Annotated in this window: 19 protein-coding genes; 2 read left to right on the top strand and 17 right to left on the bottom strand. The window is 68.2% G+C overall.

All coding sequences use genetic code 11. The annotated features are described in order from the left end of the window. Positions 1-47: 47 nt before the first annotated feature. The 5 genes from OG870_RS01280 to OG870_RS01260 all read right to left on the bottom strand — a co-directional run bounded on the left by OG870_RS01280 (position 48) and on the right by OG870_RS01260 (position 5997). The gene (locus OG870_RS01280; RefSeq protein WP_266593009.1) at positions 48-935 is read right to left on the bottom strand and encodes a carbohydrate ABC transporter permease; all 888 of its coding nucleotides are present in this window, start codon (positions 933-935) and stop codon (positions 48-50) included. Positions 936-941: 6 nt separating this feature from the next. After that, complete coding sequence (locus OG870_RS01275; protein ID WP_405626569.1) at positions 942-1928, bottom strand: carbohydrate ABC transporter permease; 987 nt, start codon at positions 1926-1928, stop codon at positions 942-944. Positions 1929-1962: 34 nt separating this feature from the next. Then, entirely contained in the window at positions 1963-3219 is a 1257-nt protein-coding gene (locus tag OG870_RS01270; protein ID WP_266530113.1) for an extracellular solute-binding protein, read from the bottom strand. A gap of 532 nt (positions 3220-3751) precedes the next feature. After that, entirely contained in the window at positions 3752-4759 is a 1008-nt protein-coding gene (locus OG870_RS01265; RefSeq protein ID WP_266593013.1) for a LacI family DNA-binding transcriptional regulator, read from the bottom strand. Between the two features lie 236 nt (positions 4760-4995). After that, on the bottom strand, positions 4996-5997 hold the full coding sequence (locus OG870_RS01260; RefSeq protein ID WP_266593015.1) for a LacI family DNA-binding transcriptional regulator: 1002 nt from the start codon (positions 5995-5997) through the stop codon (positions 4996-4998). 329 nt (positions 5998-6326) lie between these two features. Here OG870_RS01260 and OG870_RS01255 point away from each other — a divergent pair, with 329 nt between their 5' ends. Together OG870_RS01255 and OG870_RS01250 are read left to right on the top strand one after the other, a co-directional pair. Continuing rightward, a complete protein-coding gene (locus OG870_RS01255) occupies positions 6327-8879 on the top strand; it encodes a glycoside hydrolase family 32 protein (RefSeq protein ID WP_266593017.1) in 2553 nt (850 codons plus the stop codon). 295 nt (positions 8880-9174) lie between these two features. Then, the gene (locus OG870_RS01250; RefSeq protein ID WP_323187459.1) at positions 9175-9699 is read left to right on the top strand and encodes a GrpB family protein; all 525 of its coding nucleotides are present in this window, start codon (positions 9175-9177) and stop codon (positions 9697-9699) included. A 215-nt stretch (positions 9700-9914) separates the two neighbouring features. Here OG870_RS01250 and OG870_RS47985 read toward each other — a convergent pair whose 3' ends face one another. From OG870_RS47985 to OG870_RS01190, 12 genes are all read right to left on the bottom strand, one after another. Further along, the gene (locus OG870_RS47985) at positions 9915-10088 is read right to left on the bottom strand and encodes a hypothetical protein (protein ID WP_405626573.1); all 174 of its coding nucleotides are present in this window, start codon (positions 10086-10088) and stop codon (positions 9915-9917) included. Positions 10089-10320: 232 nt separating this feature from the next. Beyond that, entirely contained in the window at positions 10321-10974 is a 654-nt protein-coding gene (locus OG870_RS01240) for a hypothetical protein (RefSeq protein WP_266593019.1), read from the bottom strand. 199 nt (positions 10975-11173) lie between these two features. Beyond that, the gene (locus tag OG870_RS01235) at positions 11174-12310 is read right to left on the bottom strand and encodes a hypothetical protein (RefSeq protein WP_327690535.1); all 1137 of its coding nucleotides are present in this window, start codon (positions 12308-12310) and stop codon (positions 11174-11176) included. Next, a complete protein-coding gene (locus OG870_RS01230) occupies positions 12291-12449 on the bottom strand; it encodes a hypothetical protein (protein WP_266593023.1) in 159 nt (52 codons plus the stop codon). Before OG870_RS01230 ends, OG870_RS01235 begins: the two co-directional genes overlap by 20 nt. Continuing rightward, complete coding sequence (locus tag OG870_RS01225; RefSeq protein ID WP_266593025.1) at positions 12446-13435, bottom strand: hypothetical protein; 990 nt, start codon at positions 13433-13435, stop codon at positions 12446-12448. Before OG870_RS01225 ends, OG870_RS01230 begins: the two co-directional genes overlap by 4 nt. Next, the gene (locus OG870_RS01220) at positions 13432-14028 is read right to left on the bottom strand and encodes a hypothetical protein (RefSeq protein ID WP_266593027.1); all 597 of its coding nucleotides are present in this window, start codon (positions 14026-14028) and stop codon (positions 13432-13434) included. Before OG870_RS01220 ends, OG870_RS01225 begins: the two co-directional genes overlap by 4 nt. A gap of 145 nt (positions 14029-14173) precedes the next feature. Further along, positions 14174-14491, bottom strand: coding sequence for a hypothetical protein (locus OG870_RS01215; RefSeq protein ID WP_266845119.1), 318 nt, complete (start codon positions 14489-14491; stop codon positions 14174-14176). 220 nt (positions 14492-14711) lie between these two features. Then, entirely contained in the window at positions 14712-15509 is a 798-nt protein-coding gene (locus OG870_RS01210) for a class I SAM-dependent methyltransferase (protein WP_266593031.1), read from the bottom strand. 52 nt (positions 15510-15561) lie between these two features. Further along, positions 15562-16023 (bottom strand): hypothetical protein, encoded by a 462-nt coding sequence (locus tag OG870_RS01205; RefSeq protein ID WP_266593033.1) that lies wholly within the window; start codon positions 16021-16023, stop codon positions 15562-15564. Then, the gene (locus OG870_RS01200; protein ID WP_266593035.1) at positions 16020-18221 is read right to left on the bottom strand and encodes a site-specific integrase; all 2202 of its coding nucleotides are present in this window, start codon (positions 18219-18221) and stop codon (positions 16020-16022) included. The genes OG870_RS01205 and OG870_RS01200 overlap by 4 nt, the downstream gene beginning before the upstream one ends. Beyond that, positions 18218-19933 (bottom strand): hypothetical protein, encoded by a 1716-nt coding sequence (locus OG870_RS01195; RefSeq protein ID WP_266593037.1) that lies wholly within the window; start codon positions 19931-19933, stop codon positions 18218-18220. The genes OG870_RS01200 and OG870_RS01195 overlap by 4 nt, the downstream gene beginning before the upstream one ends. Continuing rightward, on the bottom strand, positions 19933-21330 hold the full coding sequence (locus OG870_RS01190; protein WP_327690534.1) for a site-specific integrase: 1398 nt from the start codon (positions 21328-21330) through the stop codon (positions 19933-19935). Before OG870_RS01190 ends, OG870_RS01195 begins: the two co-directional genes overlap by 1 nt. Between the last annotated feature and the right edge of the window lie 144 nt (positions 21331-21474).

Genomic DNA, 21474 nt, shown 5'->3' with positions numbered 1-21474 from the left:
CATGAGTCGTCACAGGTCAGAGAGGTGACGGGGGTAGGCGAGGGGGGTTACTTCAGGCCGGTGGTGGCGATGCCGGCGACAAAGTGGCGCTGGAAGAGCAGGAAGACGACCATCACGGGGAGCAGGACGATGACGGCGCCGGCGAGGAGGACGCCGAAGCGGGTGAAGTCCTGTCCGCTGCTGGCCAGGGCGAGGCCAACGGGGAGGGTGTACTGGTCCGCGTTCTGGGCCACGACCAGGGGCCACAGGAAGTTGTTCCAGGAGCCCAGGAAGGTGATGATCCCCAGCGTGGCCAGGGCCGGCCTGGCCAGGGGCAGGATGATCTTCCAGTAGATGGCCAGTTCACGGCAGCCGTCGACACGGGCGGCGTCGATGAGTTCATCGGGCAGGGTGGAGATGAACTGCCGCATCAGGAACACCCCGAACGGGGCGGCCAGGAACGGCAGGATCAGCCCGAGCAGGGAGCCGGTCAGCTTCATGTTGGCCACCAGCACGTACAGCGGGACAAAGGTGACCAGGCCCGGCACCATCAGGGTGCCGATGACCAGGCTGAACACGGCACGTCGGCCGGGGAAGTCCAGCTTGGCCAGGGCGTAGCCGAGCATCGAGCAGAACAGCAGGTTGCCCGCGGTCACGGCCAGCGCCACGATCACCGAGTTGGCGAACATGGTCGTGAAGTCCAGGCTGCTGAACAGCTGCCGGTAGCTGGCCAGCGTGGGCGCGGTGGGGACCAGGACCGGCGGCACCCGGCGGATGTCCGCCTCGGGCTTGAAGGAGCCGGACAGCATCCACAAAAACGGCGCGACCATCAGCAGCAGGCAGCCGAACAGCGGCAGATACAGCCAGGGATGGCCCCAGTTCTGCCGGATACGACGCCGCCGCAGAGTCCGGTCCGTGCCCGGCCCGGCCGTCCGAAGGGCAGAGAGAGTGCTCATGGGGCATCAGTCCTTGTCTCGCAGCACGCGGAACTGCAGCACGGTCAGCGCGATGATGAGGACGAAGACGACGTAACCGGCGGCCGACGCAACGTCGTAGTTGCCGTTGCCGAACTGGTTGTAGGCGTACATCGTGGCGGACAGGGTGGAGTCCAGCGGCCCGCCGTCGGTCATCACGAACGGCTCGTCGAAGAACTGCAGATAGCCGATACCGGTCGTGACCGCGGTCAGCAGCAGGGCCGGACGCAGGAGCGGAAAGGTGACCCGCCAGAACCGCTGCCAGGCCCCGGCACCGTCGAGTTCGGCCGCCTCCATCAGGGACTGCGGCACGGACTGCAGACCCGCCAACATGATGATCATGACGGTGCCGAGGTTGCGCCACACCGCCATCACGATCATGACGGGGAGAGCGAACCGGGTGTCCGCCAGCCATGCCGGGCCGTCGATCCCGAACCAGCCCAGAACGGTGTTCACCAGACCCGCCCGCGGCTCCAGCAGCGTCTTCCATACCACGGCGATGGCCACGACGCTGGTGATCACCGGGAGGTAGAAGCCGACTCGGAAGACGGCCCGGAAGCGGCCGATGCCGCTGTTGAGGGCGACCGCCGCGGCCAGTCCGGTGGCCAGCGTCAGTGGCAGACCCACCAGGACGAACACGGCCGTATTGCGCAGAGCGTGAACGAACTGCTCGTCCTCAAACAGCCGTACATAGGTGTCGAAGCCGGTGAACGACACGTTCAACGGAGTGCGCAGGTCGGCGCTCTGGGTGTCGGTCAGGCTCATCAGCAGCGACCAGACAACCGGCAACAGCATGAACGCCAGGAACAGGGCGAGGAAGGGAGCCGCGAGGATCCACGCGGCGCGGGTCTGCCTGCCGCGCGCGGTGCTGCGGACCGCGAGACGCCGGCGGCCGGCACTCCTGTCGGGCTGTGCGGCGGTCGGTTCGTGGGTGTCGCCCCGCCCGGGGAGCGTTTTCGTGGACATGGATGTCATCCGTCCCTACGAGGGGTGCTCACGTGGCGGCCGTTCAGCGGCCCGTGCCGATGCTGGTGGCCTTGGACTGCAAGTCCTGCTGCGCCTGGGCGACAGTGGCCTTGCCCAGGCTCAGCCTCTCCAGTTCGGAGTCGATGGCGTCGGCGACCTGCTGCCAGGTGGTGATGGCGGGCGGCGCCTTGCTGACCTTGAGCTGCTCGGCGAACGCCTGCATCGCCGCGTCGTCGCTCAGCTTCGCCTCGTCCCACGCCCCCGGCGTGGCGGGAAGGGAACCCGTGGCCTTCGCGTAGGCGGCGAGGTTGGCGGGTTCGGTGAGGAACTGGGCGAACTTCCATGCCGCGTCGGAGTTCTTGGCGTCCTTGAACACCGCCAGGTCGCTGCCGCCGGCGAACCCTGCCGCCTGCTTGCCCTTCGGCAGCGGCATGGTCTTCCACTTGCTGTCCAGCTTCGGTGCATCCTTGCGGAGGCTGCCGCTGACCCACGCGCCGTCCTTGTAGACGGCGATCTGTCCGTCCTGGAACGCCTGCAGACTGTCCGTCTTGTCGGTCGGACCCAAGCCCTCCGTCGGGACGCTCGCGTAGTACTCCAGCGCCTTGGCGACCGCAGGCGAGTCGAAGGTGAACTTCTTGGTGCTCGGGTCGTAGATGTCGCCGCCCTGCTGCCAGACCAGCGGCAGCAGGAAGATCCAGGAGTTGAAGCCGATCTGCCACCCGCTGGCGTAGCGCAGCTTCGGGTTCTGCTTGCCCGCGGTGGCCTGGATGGCCTTCAGATCCTTGAGGTAACCGGCCCAGTCACTTGCCGGGGCGCCCGTGATGCCGGCCTTCGCCGCGAGGTCGCTGCGGTAGTAGACCGCCTGGGTGTCGGCGATGAACGGGACGCCGTAGGAGGCGTCCTTGTACTTCGTGGTGTCCCACTGACCCGGGTAGAAGTCCGACGACTTGATCGACGTCGGGGTGGCCTGGAAGCCGTTCATGCCGGCCATCTCGGCCATCCAGGTGGTGCCGATCACGGACATGTCCGGTGTGTTGCCGCCGGCGATGGCGGTGGTCAGCTTGTCGTGGGCGGAGGCCCAGGGCACCGGCGTGATCTGGACCTTCGCGCCGGGGTTCTGCTCCTCGAACTTCTTGGCCAGGCTCTGAAGGGACTTGTCAGGATCACCCATGGACCACATGACGACCTTGCCGGTGGCCTTGCCGCTGCCCAGCTTCGCGGGGGCGTCCGCGCCGGGCCCGGAGTCGGCGCTGCGGCCGCAGCCGGTGGCCACCAGGGCCGCCGTGACGGTGACACACAAGACCTGAACAGTTCTGACAGTGTGACGAGTAGGGGTACGCATAGTGCGGCTCCTTGCCATTGAGCGAAACAGGCGCGGGGGGCGAAGAGGAAGAGTGGGAGCGGGCGGGCGTCCGGATGGGCCGGCTCGTGAAGGGGAGGCCGCCCGCGGTGGCATGGCATCGACGGTCAGCCGCAGGTCGCGGCTGGAGCGTCCGTCCCGGAGCGGTAGCGGCCGGGCGGGGGTGGGCCAGGCGTGTCGCTGGGAGTGCCGGATCGGGGAGGCGCCGACGGAAAGGGCACCTCGGCGATGACGCGTGAACAGGCTTGCGCGTGCAGGGTGGTGAGGCCGGCCGAAAGACGAAGGGGCCGGTCGTGCCGGTACGTGCACCGGCTTCAGGTTGAGCTGGACGACCTACCGGCCTGCGCGAAGTCCGGTGGGGTCAGTTCCGTGTCGGGAGGGGGTCCGTCTCCGCCTGCGGGGCTGGGCAGGAGCGGCGGAGACGGACGGTTCGATGAGACGCCGACGCCTTACGCGTCGCGATGACGTGGCGTCAGTTCGGGCTCGGCCGTAACGTCGAGCCGCGGACCACGAGACTGGTGGGAATGACGCACGACGGGGCCGCCTTCGGCACTGCGTGCACGTGGTCCAGCAGCAGACGCGCCGCCGCCGCACCCATCTCCCGCATAGGCTGGCGGATGGTGGTCAGTGCCGGATAGGTGTACGAGGCCATCTCGACGTCGTCGAAGCCCACCACGGCGACATCCTGCGGAACCCACAGGCCGGCCTCGTGCAGGGCGGTCAGCACGCCGGCCGCAGAGGGGTCGTTGTGTGCGAAGACCGCGTCGAACTCCACGCCGTCCGCGAGAGCGCGCGCCACCGCGCTCCGGCAGCGGTCGAACTGGAAGTCGCCGCAGATGATGCTGCGTTGGCCGATCTCGAGCCCGGCTTCCGCATAGACGTCGACGAAACCGCCCAGCCGTTCCCGGGTACAGCCGAACGCCTCGGGACCGGTCACGACCAGAGGACGACGGCGCCCGATTTCCAGGAGGTGCCGCGCCGCCTGCGCGCCCCCCTCCCGGTTGGTGGTGGCCACGTAGGGGAACCCCGGCCGCTGGAAGCGGTCGTCTATCAGCACGACCGGCAGCCCCGCTTCGTGCAGTTCCGTGATGTAGCCCATGGCGCCCTCGGGCTCTATCACCAGCAGACCGTCGAACGACTTGGCAGCGACCTGCAGACCCAGGCGGCGCAGTGACTCCTCACCGTGGTTCCAGGTCAGCATGCGCAGTCCGAAGCCTTCGGTCTCCAGCGTCTCGATGACAGCCTGCACGATGCCGGCCCAGGCCCAGGCCAGGTCAGGGACCAGCATGCCGATCATCTGGGTTGTGCCGCGGGCGAGGCCGACCGCACCGGCGCTCGGCACATAGCCGAGCTCCGCGATCGCCTTGCGGACCTTCAAGACGGTGTTCTCGTTGATCTCGCCCTTGCTGTTCAGCACGCGTGAGACCGTCGTCTTGCTGACGCCGGCCCGGGCGGCCACGTCGGCGATGGTGACTCCCATGCCACCTCCTCTCCTCCACGCAGCGGCGGGACTGTCCTCCCGCACCGAAGGGCCGATCGTACAGAGACTCACGGAACCGATACCGGGAGCGGTTCCGGAACCGGTTTCGGTACCGGTTCCGGCAGTGAAGCACCGAGCGGCTCGGCCCGTCAACACATCGGAATCAACTCGTTTACAGAGAATTTCCAAGCCTCGGACACCCCGCAGGCACGGGGGCGCCGTGGCGGAGACGGTCGTCAGCGGTCCTCTGCGGCGGGGATCTCGCCGGAGCCGCGGGCGAGGTAGCGGGTGGGCAGCACGCGGTGGCGGGCCGGGCCGTCCTCGCCGTCGAGACGGTCGAACAGCAGGCCAGCGGCTTCCCGGCCGATCGCGGCGGGATCCTGGGCGATCACCGAGATGCCGGGTTCGAGCAGCCCGGCCAGCGGCAGGTCGTCGAAGCCGATCAGCGCCACCCGGTGCTGCAGGCGGAGCTCCTGCAGGGCCATGCGGGCCCCGACGGTCAGGAGGTTCTGGCCGGAGATGAACGCGGTGGGCGCATGGGCCAGAGTCAGGAGTTCGCGGGTCGCCTCCTGGGCGGCCTCCGCACCGTGCAGGCCACGCCGCACGAGCGAGCGGTGCAGGACACATCCCGCCTCCGCCAGCCCCTCCGCGAACCCGGCGTAGCGCTCCTCGGCGGTCCAGATGGAGCGAAGGTCCCCAAGGAAGGCGATGCGCCGGTGACCTGCCGCGTGCAGCTTGTTCACCGCCGCCCGTACGCCCGCCCGGTTGTCCACCGTCACGGCGTCCACCTGCGACGCTGTGCTGGGGCGGTCCACACAGACGACGGGTGTACCCGCCCGGCGGGCCGCGTCGAGGCTGGCGTCGGCCTGTCCGGTGGGCACCACGATGAGGCCGTCGACCCGGCGGCCGGTGAAGGTCTTCAGCAGGCCGCGTTCGCGGACCGGGTCCTCGTCGGTGGACCCGGCCAGGACCAGCACGCCGCGCTCGGCGGCGGCATCCTCCACCGCACGGTGCAGCGCGGCGGAGAAGGGATTGGCCGCGTCCTCCAGGACCAGCCCGAGAGTGCGGGTGCGGCGGTCGGCCCGGCGCAGGCTGCTGGCCGTCACATCGAGGCGGTAGCCGAGCGACTCGGCCGCGCGCGTCACCCGTTCCGCCAGGTCAGGAGTGACGGACTTGCCGTTCACGACGCGGGAGACGGTGGCAAGCCCCACCCCGGCCGCGGTCGCGACATCACGCATCGTCGCCGCTCGTCGGCCTGTGCCGTTGTGCTGGCTGGGCAACGCTTCCCCCTGTGGTCGATGGCACCGTGCAGCGTCCTCATCCTCGCATTCGCGGTTTTCCTGAGCAGGGTCTGGACTTCGGCGACGGGTTGCCCGTACGTTCGGCGAAACGTTTCCAGCCTGGAGCGGGAGCCGCCGGTGCCGTGCCGTCCCGACAGGCAACCCCGCCGATGACCTCGGACGGGATTACGGCGGAGCCGCCCGCCCGTACCCGACATGCCTCAAGCGTGTCACGCGCCAGTCCCCGTGCGGCTGGCCCGAAGCCCGTATGCCTGCAAGGAGCCGCCATGTCCAGAACGACCCGTCCGCGCCGCAGACTCCTCGCAGCGCTGGCCGTCCTGTCCGGGCTCGGCCTGGTCGCCGCCTCCCCGGCCGTGGCCGACACCGGGCTCTACCACGAGCAGTATCGCCCCCAGTTCCACTTCACCCCGGCCCAGAACTGGATGAACGACCCCAACGGACTGATCTGGTACAAGGGCCGGTACCACCTGTTCTTCCAGTACAACCCGGACGGCAACACCTGGGGCAACATGTCCTGGGGCCACGCCGTCAGTACCGACCTGGTCCACTGGAAGCAGCTCCCATTGGCCATCCCCCAGGACGACAAAGAGATGATCTTCTCCGGCAGCGTGGTGATGGACAAGAACAACACCACCGGCTTCGGCACCAGGAAGAACCCGCCGCTCGTGGCCGTGTACACCAGTGCGCAGAAGGCGACCGGCAAGCAGGAGCAGGCCCTCGCCTACAGCACCGACGGCGGTACCACCTGGACCAAGTACGCCGGCAACCCGGTCCTCGACATCGGCTCGAACAACTTCCGCGACCCGAAGGTGTTCTGGTACGCCCCCACCAAGAGCTGGCTGATGGCGGTCGCCCTCGCCGACCAGCACAAGATCTCCTTCTACAGCTCTCCCGACCTCAAGGACTGGACCCACCTGAGCGACTTCGGCCCGGCCGGCGCGACCGGCGGGGTGTGGGAGTGCCCGGACCTGTTCCCGCTGCCCGTGGACGGCAACCCGAAGAAGACCAAGTGGGTGCTGGCGGTCAACCTCAACCCCGGTGGCATCGCGGGCGGTTCCGGCGCCCAGTACTTCGTCGGCGACTTCGACGGCAAGAAGTTCACCTCCGACGACAGCGCCACCTACACGCCGCCGAGCGGCACGGCCGTGCAGGACTTCGAGTCCGGCTCGTTCGGCGACTGGACGGCCACCGGTAGCGCGTTCGGCAGCGCGCCGGCGACCGGGCCAGTGGACGGCCAACAGACCGTCACCGGCTTCGAGGGCAAGGACTTCGCCAACAGCTTCCACGGCGGCGACGCCTCCACCGGCACCCTGACCTCGCCCGCGTTCACCCTGACCAGCGACTACATCAACTTCAAGGTCGGCGGCGGCAACCACCCGTACCAGCCCGGCTCCGTCCTGGGCGACAGCCCGGCACCCAGCGGGGAAACCCTCGCCGACTTCGAGGCCAGCACCTACTCCAGCCCCATCGGCGACTGGACGACGACCGGCGACGCCTTCGGCACCGGACCGGCCCAGGGCATCCTCCCCGGCCAGGGGCAGGTCACCGGCTACCTCGGACGCGGCCTCGCCAACAGCTTCCTGGACGGCGACGCCTCCACCGGCACGCTCACCTCGCCGACCTTCACCATCGACAAGAAGTACCTGGACTTCCTCATCGGAGGCGGCAACCACGCCGCGAGCTCCGACGCCCCCACAGCGGTCGAACTCATCGTGGACGGCAAGGTGGTGCGCTCCGCCACCGGCCCCAACTCCGAGGCCTTGAACTGGGCTTCCTGGGATCTGTCCGACCTGCAGGGCAAGCAGGCCCAGATCAAGGTCGTGGACGCCAACACGGGCGGCTGGGGCCACCTCAACCTCGACCAGGTCGTCCTCTCCGACACCCAGGCCAAGCCCCGCTCTGATGAGACCGGCGTCAACCTGCTCGTCGACGGCAAGATCGTCCAGAGCGCCACCGGCGCCGACTCCGAAAACCTCGACTGGGCCTCCTTCAACACCGCCGCCTACAAGGGCAAGAAGGTCCAGCTCCAAATCGCCGACGCGAACACCGGCGGCTGGGGCCACGTCCTCGCCGACCAGTTCACCGCCGCCGACAAGCCCGCCCTGTCCACCACCCAGCGCGCCCACTGGCTCGACTACGGCGCCGACTTCTACGCCGCCAACACGTGGACCGACGCACCCGGCGGCCGCCGCGTCATGACCGCCTGGATGAACAACTGGAACTACGGACAGGCCATCCCCACCACCCCGTGGCGCAGCGCCGACTCCTTCCCCCGCCAGCTCTCCCTGAAGACCGTGAACGGCAGGGTCCAGCTGAACCAGCAGCCGATCAGAGAACTGACCACGTTGCGCGGCGCCGGCACCCGGGTGCCCAGCACCCGCGTCGCGAGCACCGCCACCCCGCTCGCCGTACACGGCAGCGCCCTCGAGCTCCAGACCGACCTCACCCCGGGCACCGCCGACCGCTCCGGCGTGGACGTGCGCACCGGCGCCGGACAGCGCACCCGCATCGGCTACGACACCACCACCGGCGAGGTCTACATTGACCGCACTGCCTCCGGTGCCACCGACTTCGACCCCACCTTCGGCGGCATCCAGCGCGCCCCCCTCGAACTCCACGGCGGCCGGCTGAGCCTGCACATCCTCGTCGACGCCTCCTCCGTCGAGGTCTACGCCCAGAACACTCGCGGCGAACAGGTCACCCTCACCGACCAGATCTTCCCCGACCCCTCCAGCACCGGCATCGACACCTTCGCCGAAGACGGCACCGCCACCCTCAACCACCTGCAGGCGTGGCAGCTGAAATCCATATGGCCGTGACGAGCCCTCAGGTCCGCGCGCCGAACGGCCAAGAACGGCTTCCGGCGCGCGGATACCGGCAAGGGTGGCTAGGGCGGTGTTCAGCGGCCGCACCAAGGCGACTCCAAGTGGCCCCGGTTCGCGGATGCTTCGTGAAGATCAGGCGTCGTGAGATGCCCGAAGCGCGGCTCGATCTGGGACCACCGTGTCTTGCGTCGGCGTGGTCGTCCATGCTGTAGGCATGCCTTTTCCCGATGAGTCGGCTGCGGTAGCAGTGGTGGACTACCAGCCGCAGTGGGCAGTGGAGTTCGAGTAGCTGGCCAGGACGCTGCGCGGCGCTCTGGGCGAGCATGCCCGGTCAATAGATCACGTCGGTTCCACCTCGGTGCCGGGACTGGCTGCCAAGGACTGCGTGGACATCCAGGTCCGCGTCGAGGCGATCGACGAAAACCAGCAGACCGGACTGCTTGCGGCGATCGGCTTTCGTTGCCGTCCTGAGCCGTGGAACCGCACCGAGATCTCGGGCGGCCAGGAGTGCCGCAAGCTGGTGTTCGCGCCGCCGGTCGGCGCTCGACGGTGCAATGTGCATCTGCGAGAGGAAGGGGGCGCGAATGCCCGATTCGCTCTTCTCTTCCGGGATTACTTGCGTGCCAATGAGGCTGCTCGTCGGTCGTGGGGGGCGTTCAAGAGACGTCTGGCCCTCAGCGTTCCGGACCTGCTGGACTACGGGCAGATCAAGGCCCCGGCGACGGAGGTGTTGATGACGGCAGCCGAACACTGGTCAGCCGAAACCGGCTGGCAGCCAGGGCCGAGCCCCGTCACCAGGCATGTGAGTTCTTGACCTCCGCGGCAGGTGATCACTTGGTCCTGTTGGTTGTTCGCTTTGGAGCGGGCCAGGCGGTAGGACTCTGTTCCGGTCTCGATCAGGGTGGCGTTGGTGGGGCCGCTGAACGCCGCCCTAGCCAGCAAGGGACCATGGCCTGGAACTCGGCAACCGAAGCCTTCCTGCACCCGCCTCGCGCCGACCTGGGATCGCCCTCGAGCCGGCCCGGAGCCTCATTCCTCCGACGGACGGAAGATAACGACGTTTTCTGAGACCTGCGAGCGGGGCGCCGACTGGCTTTGCTGGTCGGTCAGGACCGCAGCGGCGAGGGTGAGACGGGTGACTAGCTCCCGCAGTTCCTTGATCTCTCTTCGCTGGTCGGAGACGGTCTCCTTGAGCTTGACCACGGACTGGCGCAGTCGGCGCTCCGCCTCGGGGACCTGCTGTGCTTCGGTGCGTACCCGTTCGTAGAATTCTTCTTCAGATCCGCGTGCCGCTTCATCAAGGCCATGCGGTGGACGTCTGCCTCGACGGCGAGGGCCGCGATGGTGAGACTCCCGTCGGAGGCGGTGGCCTGCCCGGCCAGGAGGCGGTCCATGGCCGCGCGGATGCGCGTGCGCTCGTCGGTGGGTTGCTCGGTCATCTCAGGACCTCGGCAGTTTCGGCTGTGGCGGCGTGGGTGACGGCGGCCTGGCGGAGTCGGACGGCGTGGGCCCGCAGCCGGTTGCCGATGTGCATGGGTGCATGCGCGGCGAGCTGGTCGATCTCGTCGGCGCGATCCCGCAGTTGACTGGCGTGAGTGTCGGTGCGGGCCATGTTTCCGCAGCCTGCCCGGCAGTCGAGCACATTCGGCGAGGTCGCGTTCGGTGTCGGTTCGCACAATGCCGTCTCGCGCTTGAATGCGCAGATCAGGAGGGCGTCGGGGTTGTCGAACAGGACAATTCCGTCCCGAGCGAGATAGGCGGCTGCCTTCCTCGCGAACGTGGAGGGGACGATGCGGCCCTCGAAGTGCGGGGCTTGGGTCGCGCCGGTGACAGCGCGACGGGCCGCCGGTCCGGAGATCTTCTCACCGGCGGCCATGCGGTCACGGAGCCGCGCGGCGGTGTCGGCCGCGGCAAGGGCCGTCTCGACATCGAGCACCCCGTGGATGCCCCGGCGGCCGCGAACTCCGTAGCCGGTGGACGTGCGTGCGTCCAGGACGGTGCGCATGTGGCCGTACTGGATGGCGAGGGCGATCAGCCCGCCCGGGCGGCGGGCGATGTGCCAGGCCAGCGTGCGTCTGAACCGGGCCATGCCGAGCTCACCGTGCGGGTCCTCGGGGATGGCCTGTTCCGGAAGGCCCTGGGCGACGGCTTCGCGGTTGGCCCAGGCGACGAAGCCGTCGATGCGGCGGTTCAGAGTCCCGTTCTTCAGCGCCCCATGGTGGGCTTTGACCCCCTGGAAGTCGTGATGGGCGGCGCTGAAAAGGAGCTCGCCCTCGGGGACGATGCGCTCAAGGATGCGAATGGAGCGGACGACAGGGGCGATGGCGACCCAGGGGACCTCCCGCTCGACGCCGGCGGAGATGTGGTGGCCGTCGTCGTTGGTGACGCCCTTGTCGTGGTGGCTGCGAATGGAGGTGGCGTCCGGGGGTGTCGTCGGGCCTGGGCGCCGGGTCAGGGCAACACCCGGAGCGCAAGCCTTGCGCCTCCTGCGGCCGCATGCCGGTCAGATAGAGGATGATGATCATGGCGGCCGTGCCGAGGTGCTTCATCAGGTCGGCGGCCTCATTGAAGTCGAGGCCTCGGCGCCAGGGGCGTCCGGCGACCTGGCCGGTCACCGGAACGTCCAGTGGGCAGGGGCCGGGCCGGTACGCGGCCAGGTTGGTCAACCCGTGCTGCTTCTTGAAGCGATCGACCTGGCCGAGGCTGGCACCGGTGGTTGCGGCGATGAAAGCGCGGGCCAGGGTGTGGCCATCGTCGCATCCCGTGCTGGGTATCGGGGCTCCGGAGGCGATGAGGGGCAGCAGGGTCTCCTCAATTCGGGCCCGTCCCGCGGGAGTGGCGGTGCCGGCGGAAGCGATGCTGAGCAGCCGGCGCCGTTCGGACCAGGCGGCCAGGATGTCCTCGGCGAGGTCGTCGACCATACGGCCGGCCCAGACCAGCAGTGGCCCGATGACCTGCGGGTCCAAGGGTTCGGTGGTGTTCTCACGACCGCCTTCACCGGTGGCAAAGGGCAGGTAGTCGTCGACGCCCTCGGTGTCCCAGGGAGGTCGTGGGATCCCCGCGGGGTGGGCAGCAAGTTGGTCGTAGGCCCACAGGTCGGTCAGCCGGGCGAGGACCTTTTCGGAGTAAGCGCGTGTGATGCCGCTCTGCCAACGCTCCCTGGTGTATGCGCTCCACCACTCGTCGGTAAAAGCTCCGAGGTCGGACATGCCGCGCTCGTGCGCCCAGTGCGCAAGGCGGATCCACTCGCGGCAGGTATCCAAGATGTCGCCGGCGGAGCCGCGGGTCTGGACAACGGTGGGTCGCAGCTCGCCGTTGATCATGATCCAGGCTGGCAGCTTCAACTGGCCGCACAGCCCCGTGGGGCACCTGTTCCAATGGATTTTGGAGAGTGTGGCGCCCGGACTATCGATGAGTGGCGCCAAGGGCCAGACCGCGTCGCCGTAGCGGGCCGTTGGGGTGCCGGTTGCTGGGGCTGATCCACCGGTCCAGCACGACCGGGGAATCCGGCGTCGGCATGGGCAGCACGTACGGGTCGACTTCATCGACGAGAGCGGAGGTCACGAGGCCAGCTCCCCCTTCAGTAAGAGCGCGACGACCGTGCGGTCCCGGTCGCTGACCCGGCCCAGCGCGGCATTCCAGGTGGCCGGGCCGACCTTGTCGCGTATGTCGTTCAGACGCAGCAGGTGGTCGTGCCAGCGCGTCGTCCAGGTGCGATCGGGCAGCACCGAGCGCAGGCTCATCACTTGCTGATGCAGATGGGCGAGGCGGGGGTGGTGACCGGGGTGGACATGGGCGTTACCGCAGGCCAGGCAGAGCAGGAAGTCCGCTGCGCAGCCCCCGTCCGGGGCGGGCCAGGGGCTGGTGATGTCATCCTCGCAATCGGCCGTCGCGGTCTCGTGATGCGCGGGGTTCGGATCCCTTGCGAGGTGTCCGCCAAAGACGGTTGCCTGCGCTTGCTGGAGTGCTTCGTGGGCGCCAGCTTCGAAGACTGCTTGGGATGCTCGCTGGACACGCTGGTCGGGCAGCACGTAGACGCTCTCGTGGGTGCCCTGGGTGTGCTGCATGGGTCTGCCCTCGCGAGTGACCGTCGTGCGCCTGGTGCGTTGGAACGGCGATCCGCTCAGCCCGTGGCTTCGAGCCCAGCTGGTGGCGTCGACACGGGAAACACCGAAGACCAGCGGGCCAATGCGCGGTGGGCGATCCAGATCGCGGCGCTCGCGCCCGACTTGTTGCAGGCGTGCGGTCATAAGCAGGTCGGTGCCGGGGGCCAGCGTCGCGGCAAGCGCGCGGCCGTGCGCGGTGGCGTCCAGGGCCTGGGTGATCAGACGTCCCGGGGAGGCGGCTCCCGAGTCGGTGATGTTCTCCGTGCTGAACCACCGGCCCGCCCCGGGCCGTCGCTTCTCCACCTGCACCAGGTATGTCACCGTCGTCTTCTCACCAACCGACGGCGCCCGGGTGGGCGCGGGCATGCGGTCGTAGACGGACAGGTTCCACGCAAAGCGGTCGGTCAGCAGCACGGCCAAGGCAGTCAGCTCGTGCCGGGTCAAGAACAGCCGTCCCCAGGTCCGTTCGACGGCGCCCCGCCGAGGAGACCACGGTGTCTCAGGTTGGTCAGGCCATCGCTCCGCCGTGCGCGGGGCACGTCTCCGGTGCACGCGATCACCTCGAGGACCTTGCCGAGCTGCGCTTCATGGCTGCCTTCGGGCAATTGCCCAAGCCGCCAGCGCTCCAGCACGATGGTGTTGTCCCGGATGCGCATCCAAGCGGCGCGGAACTGGCGCTGCGCGGTGAGCAGCACTTGCTCGCGTTCCGCATCCTCGTAGGACTGCTTGCTCGGCGTTCCCTGTGGCACCCGGCGGGCGAGCTCCTCCGCCACTTGACCGGTGTGCAGCCTCGGGTCCGCGCGTAGCAGGACCCGAATCGTGGCCAGCGTGATCCTGCCCGTGTTGGTGTTGATGTTCCGCTCGCGCCAGCGTTTCAGGGCGGCGGCGGTCAGGCCGTCGAGATCCTCAGGCGGGTTGTCCAGGCGGGAAAGGAAGCGCACGAAGACCAGCAGTTGGTTCCAGTAGTGGTCGGCGGAGGAGTGGCTCGTCCACCGACGGGACTGGGCAGCAAAGAGCGCGGCCAGCGAGTGCTGCATACGCTCCGGGCGGGCAGCTTCGCGAAGTCGAACTCCTTCCTCTCGCCAGCCTTGTTGCCTACCGTCACTACCAGTCCGTCCCGGGGACGCGGCGGTTCGGTGCGGTAGTCGGCCGGCGGCAACACGGCCCTCCGTCCCCGCCCGCTCATCTGGTCACCCCGAGCAGTGTCTCGACGTCCTGGATGTCGGCCGTCTCCCGAGCCAGCCGGGTGAACACGTCGTCGATGCCCTCGCCCCTCCCCGCGCCCTGGCCGTCGGTGATCTCAGCAGTGGCGAGGATGGACTCCAGCTGCAGGTGCGCGACGGGCGCGAGGTAGTGGCGCTTGGTCACCTCCACGTCCGCGTGCCCGAGGAGGGTCTTCACCAACCACCAGGGGTCACCGAACAGCAGCGCGAAGTCCCGCCGGTCTGCCGCAGTAAGGCCGTAGCGCGTTTCCATGAGCTGGTTCAGCACGATGAGCATGTAGAGCGCATACGAATGCCTTGTGTCCGCAGAGGCTGTGTGCGGGGATGGCCGTGTCGCGATTCACCTGGGCGAGTTCGGTGCTGCGTTCGCGACTTGGATGCTGGGGCTGTGTAGCGATTCAGCGGGGCACGAGTGACTGGCATCACATCCTTGAGGTGTGATGCATAGCCGCCTGGATGACGAGAGGGACGCCTGAATCCAGGCGGCTGGTCCAGCATCAGTCGTTCTGTTTCCAGGCGGTGAGCTGGAAGAGCCGGGCGGTGTGCATGTAAGGCGGGCGTGCGGTGGTGGCGAGTTCGAGGCGTTCGAGTTCCGCGTAGAAACCCGGTTCGTGCTTGCGTGCGTCGTCGGTGATGTAGTCGCAGAAGCTGCGGATGCCGTAGTGGGCGATGTCCCGGCATCCAAGCTTCCGCAGGGTGGGGACGATCTCTTCGGCTGTGTGGAGTGTCAGTGCCGAGTTGAACATCTGGGTCCGGGCTTGATCGGTGTCGAGTGCGGCGAGCGCGGCTGCGGGGTCCATCTCGCGGACGGCGATGTTCAAGGGCGCCGAATGCCGGTTGATCGCCATGACGGACACCAAGCCCCCGGGCTTCAGCGGGGCAAGTGCTGCGGCGAGGGTGCCTGGGACGTCGTCCATGTATTGCAGGAGGTTGTGGCAGAGCACGACGTCGAATTCGCCGTTGGCGAGGTCGCGGGGCAGATCTGTGGCGTCGGCCTCGACGCAGTTGATCAGCTCTGTCACGTCGCCTGCCACGGCTCGCTCGGTGGCTGCGGCGAGCATGGCGGGCGCGTAGTCAACGATGGTGACATGGTGCCCGCGGGTTGCGAGGCGGATGGCGTCTCCGCCGTCGCCGCCGGCGAGGTCGAGTATCCGCAGCGGTTTGCTGCCCAGACCGTCGAGATGGCGGAGCAAGTTCGCCTCGGCGATCGAGTAGCGCAGCCGCCCCCAGGGGGCGTCCTGCCACTCCTGCCAGGTGGTCATCGCAGTGTTGAACTTCTCAGGAGCATCAGGCATCTGGCGACGATAGCCGCCTGACTACGGTGGCACCGGGGGCAGGTAGGGATGGTCAACTGCAGCTTCCGATCACGGTGGTTCGCGGTGCGGGAAGGCGGATGACCCGCTCTGTTCCTGCGGCGGCTTCACGGAGCCGGAGAATCTCTTCGTGCTGTGCCGCGAGCCGGGCCAGGGCCTGGGTGCGGAAGTCCGTGAGCTCGTCGATCGTCTGCTCCGACTGGGCCAACCGCTCCTTCAGCTTGGCGATCGCAGCCTTGAGCCGGGTGATTTGGGCTTCGCGGGGGTCGGGGATCTCTCCGGCCTGCTGCAGGGCCTGGAGGCGGTGTTCGAACTCGGCGCGGAGGTGAGCGTAGGGGCGGGTGCCGTAGAACGCGGTGCGGTCGACTGCGGCCTCGATGGCGAGGGTCTTGATGTCGCACTTTCCGCCGGGCGGGATCTCGCCCCGAAGGAGCCGGTCCATGGCGGCCCGGATGCGGTTCTCGTTCTCGGTCCGCTGGGCTGCGGAGATTCTCATGCGGAGTCCTCGTTCATAGTGGTGCAGGCGGCGTCGATCTCGGTGACGACGCGGGTGGCCCGGTCGTAGTCGGCCTGCAGGCGGGTGCGTTCGGTCTTTCGTGTGGTGCCGAGCTGTCCAAGAAAGGTTCCGGTGCGTTCGGCGTGCTCGGCCCAGACGGGACGGTGGCAGGGGTGATGGGTGGCCTGCGGGCAACGGGCGGAGTCACACATCCCGACCAGCGGACGGTCCGCCGTCGGAGTGCCGGCCAGCTTGAGGCAGAGGGCTCGGGATGGGTCGGTGAACCAGCAGTAGTTAGCGGGCCCGAGGTGAAGGACCTTGGCGCGCTTGGTCAGGAGGTTCAGCACGTCACGGTCACTGCGCTGTGTTTTGGGTGCTGTTGCTGCCGTTGCGTCGAGCTTCTCGTCAATGCTGGCGAAGAACTCGGTGAGGTTCCGGGCGCCGGGCCCGGCCGGGAGAATGCCCTGCTGGTAATTTTGGAACTCTTCCAGTACCAGCTGGAGATTGCGGTCGCTCTCGTGCTTGTTGACCTCGGCCAGCAGCTCGGCCTGGGCCCCGCCGGGGCGGGAGGCATACCCTTCTGTCGTGGCCACGGCAATGTGCTTTAGGTGAATCTTGGCGGCCAGCACGCCGCCTGGCCGGTAGGCCATTTCCAGCGCCAGTGTGCGACGCAGTCGCCTCAGATTGACCTGTCCGTCTGGGATGGGGGCGAGTCCAAGACGCTGCCCTGCCGGAGAGTTGATCCAGTTGCGGAACCACTTGTAACGGACGGAGAAGGCGAATCGCCCGAAGAGCAGGGTGCCCTCCTTCCGGTCGTCATGCAGGTCTTCGGCGAGTTCGACGGCGCGATAGACGGGCTCGATGACGACCCACTCGTCGTCGGTGCCCCCCAGCGGCTGTCCCTTGATGACCTTGCTGGCGAGCCGGTATCGGGTGAGCGCCGGGACGGGTTCCTCGATCGGAAGTCGGCAGCCGATGCGAAGCTCCATCAGCTCGCTCGATCGCATGCCCGAGGCTGTGGCCAGCACGATCATCGTGGCGGTGCGGACGATGCCGACCAGAGCGGCGGCTTGGGGACGATGCAGAGGCAGCGTCCAGGGCAACACCGACAAGGTGTCCGCCGTAGTGATCTCGACAGAGTTCCGGGCAAAGACCTCCTTCACCCCGACCGACGCGACCGCGTCTTCCAGTGGGTCGCGCAGGCGGCTCATCCAGCGGGCCTCGAACTGGGTGATCCCGGCCTGACGGGCCAAAACTCCCGTGGCCACGGTCAGGAGGGGGTCGTCGGCGGACCAGCCGTTGGCAAGCCGGTCGGCGACGTGGTGGTCGGCGAGCATCGGCAAAGGTGTGCACGTTTCCGTGTACTCGCTCAGCAGCCCGGTGAACTCGGCCACCGGAGCGACGTGGACCGCGCGAAGTCCTCGCGCCTTTCGGGCGGACAACTTGTCGGCCTCCCGGATCTGGTGGGCGAGTTCAACAGCGTGCGGTCCCAGGGCAGACACCAGGAACAGGGCGGCGGCGAGCATCGGCTGCAGGACCGTGTCGTCGACGGGCTGGGTCTTGTTCTCTGTCCGGCCGCTGGGCATTTCGGCGATGGCGGAGGCGGTGGCCCCGCCCCAGGGCCGCAGATCTGCCGCGACCCGGTCGGCGGTGAACAACTCGCGGTAGTTGACCAAGTCGACGACGACCTGTGCGGCCGCACGACGGACTGCCGGACTCTGTTCGCCGACGACCGCTCCGTGCTCGTCGAGGACATAACGCCGGTGAGCCGTGTAGGCGTCACAGATGCGCGTGTCGACCTGCCCGAGGCTCGTCACCCCGTGCTCGGACAGCCAGCGGCAGAACCGGATGATCTCGTCCAGACGGCCCGCGCAACTGCTCAGGTGCAGGGCGGTGCGATGGGCCCGAGGCAGCGGAGCGACCGCAGGGTGCCGCGGGGCGAGCATGGCCAGGACGAGTTCCTTGCCCACAAGCCGCCACCGCTCATCAGTGATCCCGGTGAATTCGAAACGGCGTGTGCTGAGGGCGAGTTGGACAGGCAGGCCGACGACATCGGTGAAGTCCCAGACGTCGTCCTCGAATACCGGACGGCGGGATCCCTCAGGGAGGGGGAGTCCGGCTTCGCGGCAGACATCGGCGCCGGCGAAGACCGCGGACCGGCCGTCGAAGGCGGCAGCAGCGGCGAGGGCTGTTCTCACGCGCTCATCTCCTCGGGCCGCAGGGGAAGTTCGTCGTCCAGGTCCTCGACCTGGTGGGCCGCCGCGGCCAGGACGGATGGATCGAAGCGGTCCAGGACCTGCTGGACGCGGGTTGTGTAAGGGCCGAAGACGGCCATGAAGTGGGCGGCGGGCATCTGCTGCCACTGCCGGGAGAAGAACGCCTTGAGCCGCAGCAGGTTGCCCGCGTGCCGGGGAGCGAAGACGGCCAGCGGGCAGAGCAGGCAGACCCAGGGTCGGGCCGGACAGGGCTTCCCCTTCGGTCCGTGCAGCCCGGACAGCTGGTCCCCGCAGGCGGCGGTGAACACATCGCGCTGTCCGCCGACCAGCTCGGCAATCACGGCATCGTCCAGGTTCAGCTCTGCGACCAACTGCGGGTAGCCGTCCGCCAAAGCGGCCGCGTCCTCTTCGGTGATCACGGTCGGTGGGTGAGCCCGCCGGAGCATGTCGTGCTGGGCGTCCTCGATGACCGTCTCGACAGCATGCTGCTGGGCTGGAGTCGTGGCGGTGAGGTAGTGATCGCCCTCAACATGCGGGGCGTGGTTCGGATCGATCGTGGCCCGCCCGCTGCCTGTCCAGGAGGTTTTGTCCCGCATGGCTTCGTGGGTGGTCCGGATCCGCGAGCGGTGAATCTTGAGGGGTTGTCCGTCGTTCCCCAGAACCGCATGGCGAAGCGCCCACCGCTGGACGGCAACACGGTCGACCTGGCGGACACGGCGGGACTTGCCGGCCTGGCTCACTCCCACCCAGAGTTTGCGGCGTTCCCCGGGGGTTACAAACGTCCGCAGCAGAGCGGAGTGCGCGAGCCACTGTTCCAGCAAACGGACCGCCCGGCGGGGCAGGTTCAGGCTCTCCGCCGCGGTGCGGCGCTTGATGTAGGAGAGGAGGACCGTCGAGTCACCGGCCCAGTCGATGTCCTCGACCACCAAGTCGGCAATGCCATCCGGGACGATGCCGGAGTAGATGCCGAACAGCAGCCGGTAGGCGATCAGCACGTCCAGGTGCGGGAAGACGGCCCGAGTCGCGTCGTGAAAGCCGCCGCGATTGCGGACCACCGCCGCCGAGACCTCCAGGTGCTGGCCGAACTCGCCGATGCTGACAGGCCCGACCCGGGCCAGCAGCCAGCGCAGACTGCCCGGTTCCCAGCCGCCTTCGAGGGGATGCCGTCCGTCGGCGGCATCCGCCAGGGCCCGGCGGTGGGCGGCGTACGAATCGTCGACCAAGGTCCGACAGACCTCGGTCAGCCGCTGCCATTCCTCCTCCGCATAGGGCGGCAGCGCCTGGCGGTTGGGCTGGATGTTGAAGTGCCGTCCGGCAGCGAGTTCCAGCACCTCTTCACCGAGCTTGCCTCCGCTCTGGGCATAGCCCTCCAGCAGACTGCGGGTCATGGCCTCCAGCCTTGATGGACTGGACATCCAGAACTCGGCCAGCTGCCCTCGCCGCAACTGAGCGGCACCACCGGTGAAGCTCTGAGCGGCCAAGACGCGGACCATGCTTCGCAGGGACTGGACGTAGAAGTTGACGGTGCCCTCCGAGTCCGCGGTGCCGTGCGGATGGATCAGGTCCACGAGACCGAGGGCCAGGTCCCGGGCCAGACACGGGTTGGGCAGTCCGTCCAGGCTGTACTCCGCGCGACTGCCGTCACTGAACACACAGGTGAGGCCGAGTGGTTCCTCGATCAGCATCGTCGGCATCAGAGGTCACCGTCCTCGATCTCGTCGGCGAACTCGGCTGCTGCTTCCCGCTCGGCGGCTGGATGATCCGTCAGCCCGGCAGCGACTCCGGCGCCCTCGTATGCCTCCCGGTAGATACGGGTCGTATCCAGGCGGCGGAGGTACTTTTCCGTGGTCAGGACGGTGGAATGGCCTAGAAGATCACGAAGTACCAGCAGTGGGTCCGCCTTGCTCAGGTAGAAGACCAGGGCGGCGTCAGCATCGGTGTCCCGGACGAGCTTCGCGGCCTGCCGATAGTGCCCGGTGACCAGGTATTCGAGGGTCCTCATGGAGAAGGTGTGGCGACATCGATGGGGCCAGACGTGCGGGAACCGGGGCTCGAAGCGGGCCCGGACCCGGTCTGATGTGCGCTCGAAGACCGTGCCCCAGGCGGTGAATGGGCCGCCGCCGTTCTTCACCGCCAGCAGACACGAACCGCCCTCCGGAGCGACCAGCCGGCGCCGCTCGGCCGGAGCCAGTGACTCCCAGGGGCGCCGGACCCCGTTGATCAGCCCTCCCCGGGAATCCGGCTCGGTCACCATCAGCGGCTCGCCCCAGCGCCGCGGAGGCCGCCAGAATGAGCCGTCCGTCGTAGCGGCCCGGTCCAGCTCGATGTAGTCGTGCAGCCCTGCCAGTGCCTCGTAAGAGGTCCACGTCGTGCGGAACTTCTTGCCCTTGGTGATCCCGGCCGGCACCGGGAACGGAATAGGAGCTGCGGTCGGCTCCGGCGGCAGCGCGGGGATCTCCCAGGGAAGCAGATAGGTGAATTCCTGCAACCGCATCCCGGTAGCCAGCGCGTGATCCCCGACAGCCCCGTTGCGGGACAGCTCCCGCCCGTGGAAACCGGTGTCCTGCGAGCCGTCCGGGGCCAGCCCGCGCAGCCCCTTGCGGAACAGCTCGGTGAAGTCAGGCTCCAGGTACTTGATCGTCACGTGCGGCTTCGGTGTGCGGCGGACCGCCAGATTCACCCGCACCTCCCGCCCGGTCCCGGCGAACAGGGCCCGCGCGGCGCGGTAGGTGAACGGCTCGGCCGTCGCGTATCCCTCGTTGATCGACCACCGGTAGAACAGCGACAGGATGCTCATATGCTGGCCCCACGTCGTCGCCGCGAACCGGGCCTTCACCGGACCCGCCGCCCGGTGCTCGGCGTACCGGCTCAACACGGCCTTCAGCCGCACCCGCGAGTCGAACAGCCCCACCCCGTGCTCGGCCAGGAACTCCATCCACTCCTTGACCACCCGCGCGTAGTTCTCCCACGAACTCGGCGCCGGCGCCCCACTGGCCGGGAGCTCACGCAACCACCGGTTCACCACCGCCGCCGAACGCGGCGCTGCCGGACCGTCCTCGAAGCACAGGTCGTCGTCGACGAGCACAGGCATCCCCTCGGGGATCAGTGGCCGATGCTCGACGTCCCAAGACTCCCAGCCCCGGGACGAGAAGAAACTCAAGATCATGGGCGCTGACAATAGAAACACCACACGGCTCAGCGCAAAGCCCAAATGCCCAGGCCATCAACCCAGTTG

This window comes from Streptomyces sp. NBC_00461 (assembly GCF_036013935.1).
Classification (GTDB): Bacteria; Actinomycetota; Actinomycetes; order Streptomycetales; family Streptomycetaceae; genus Streptomyces.
Note: the sequence above shows the minus strand (reverse complement) of the source record. Positions and strands in the feature narration are given on the sequence as shown.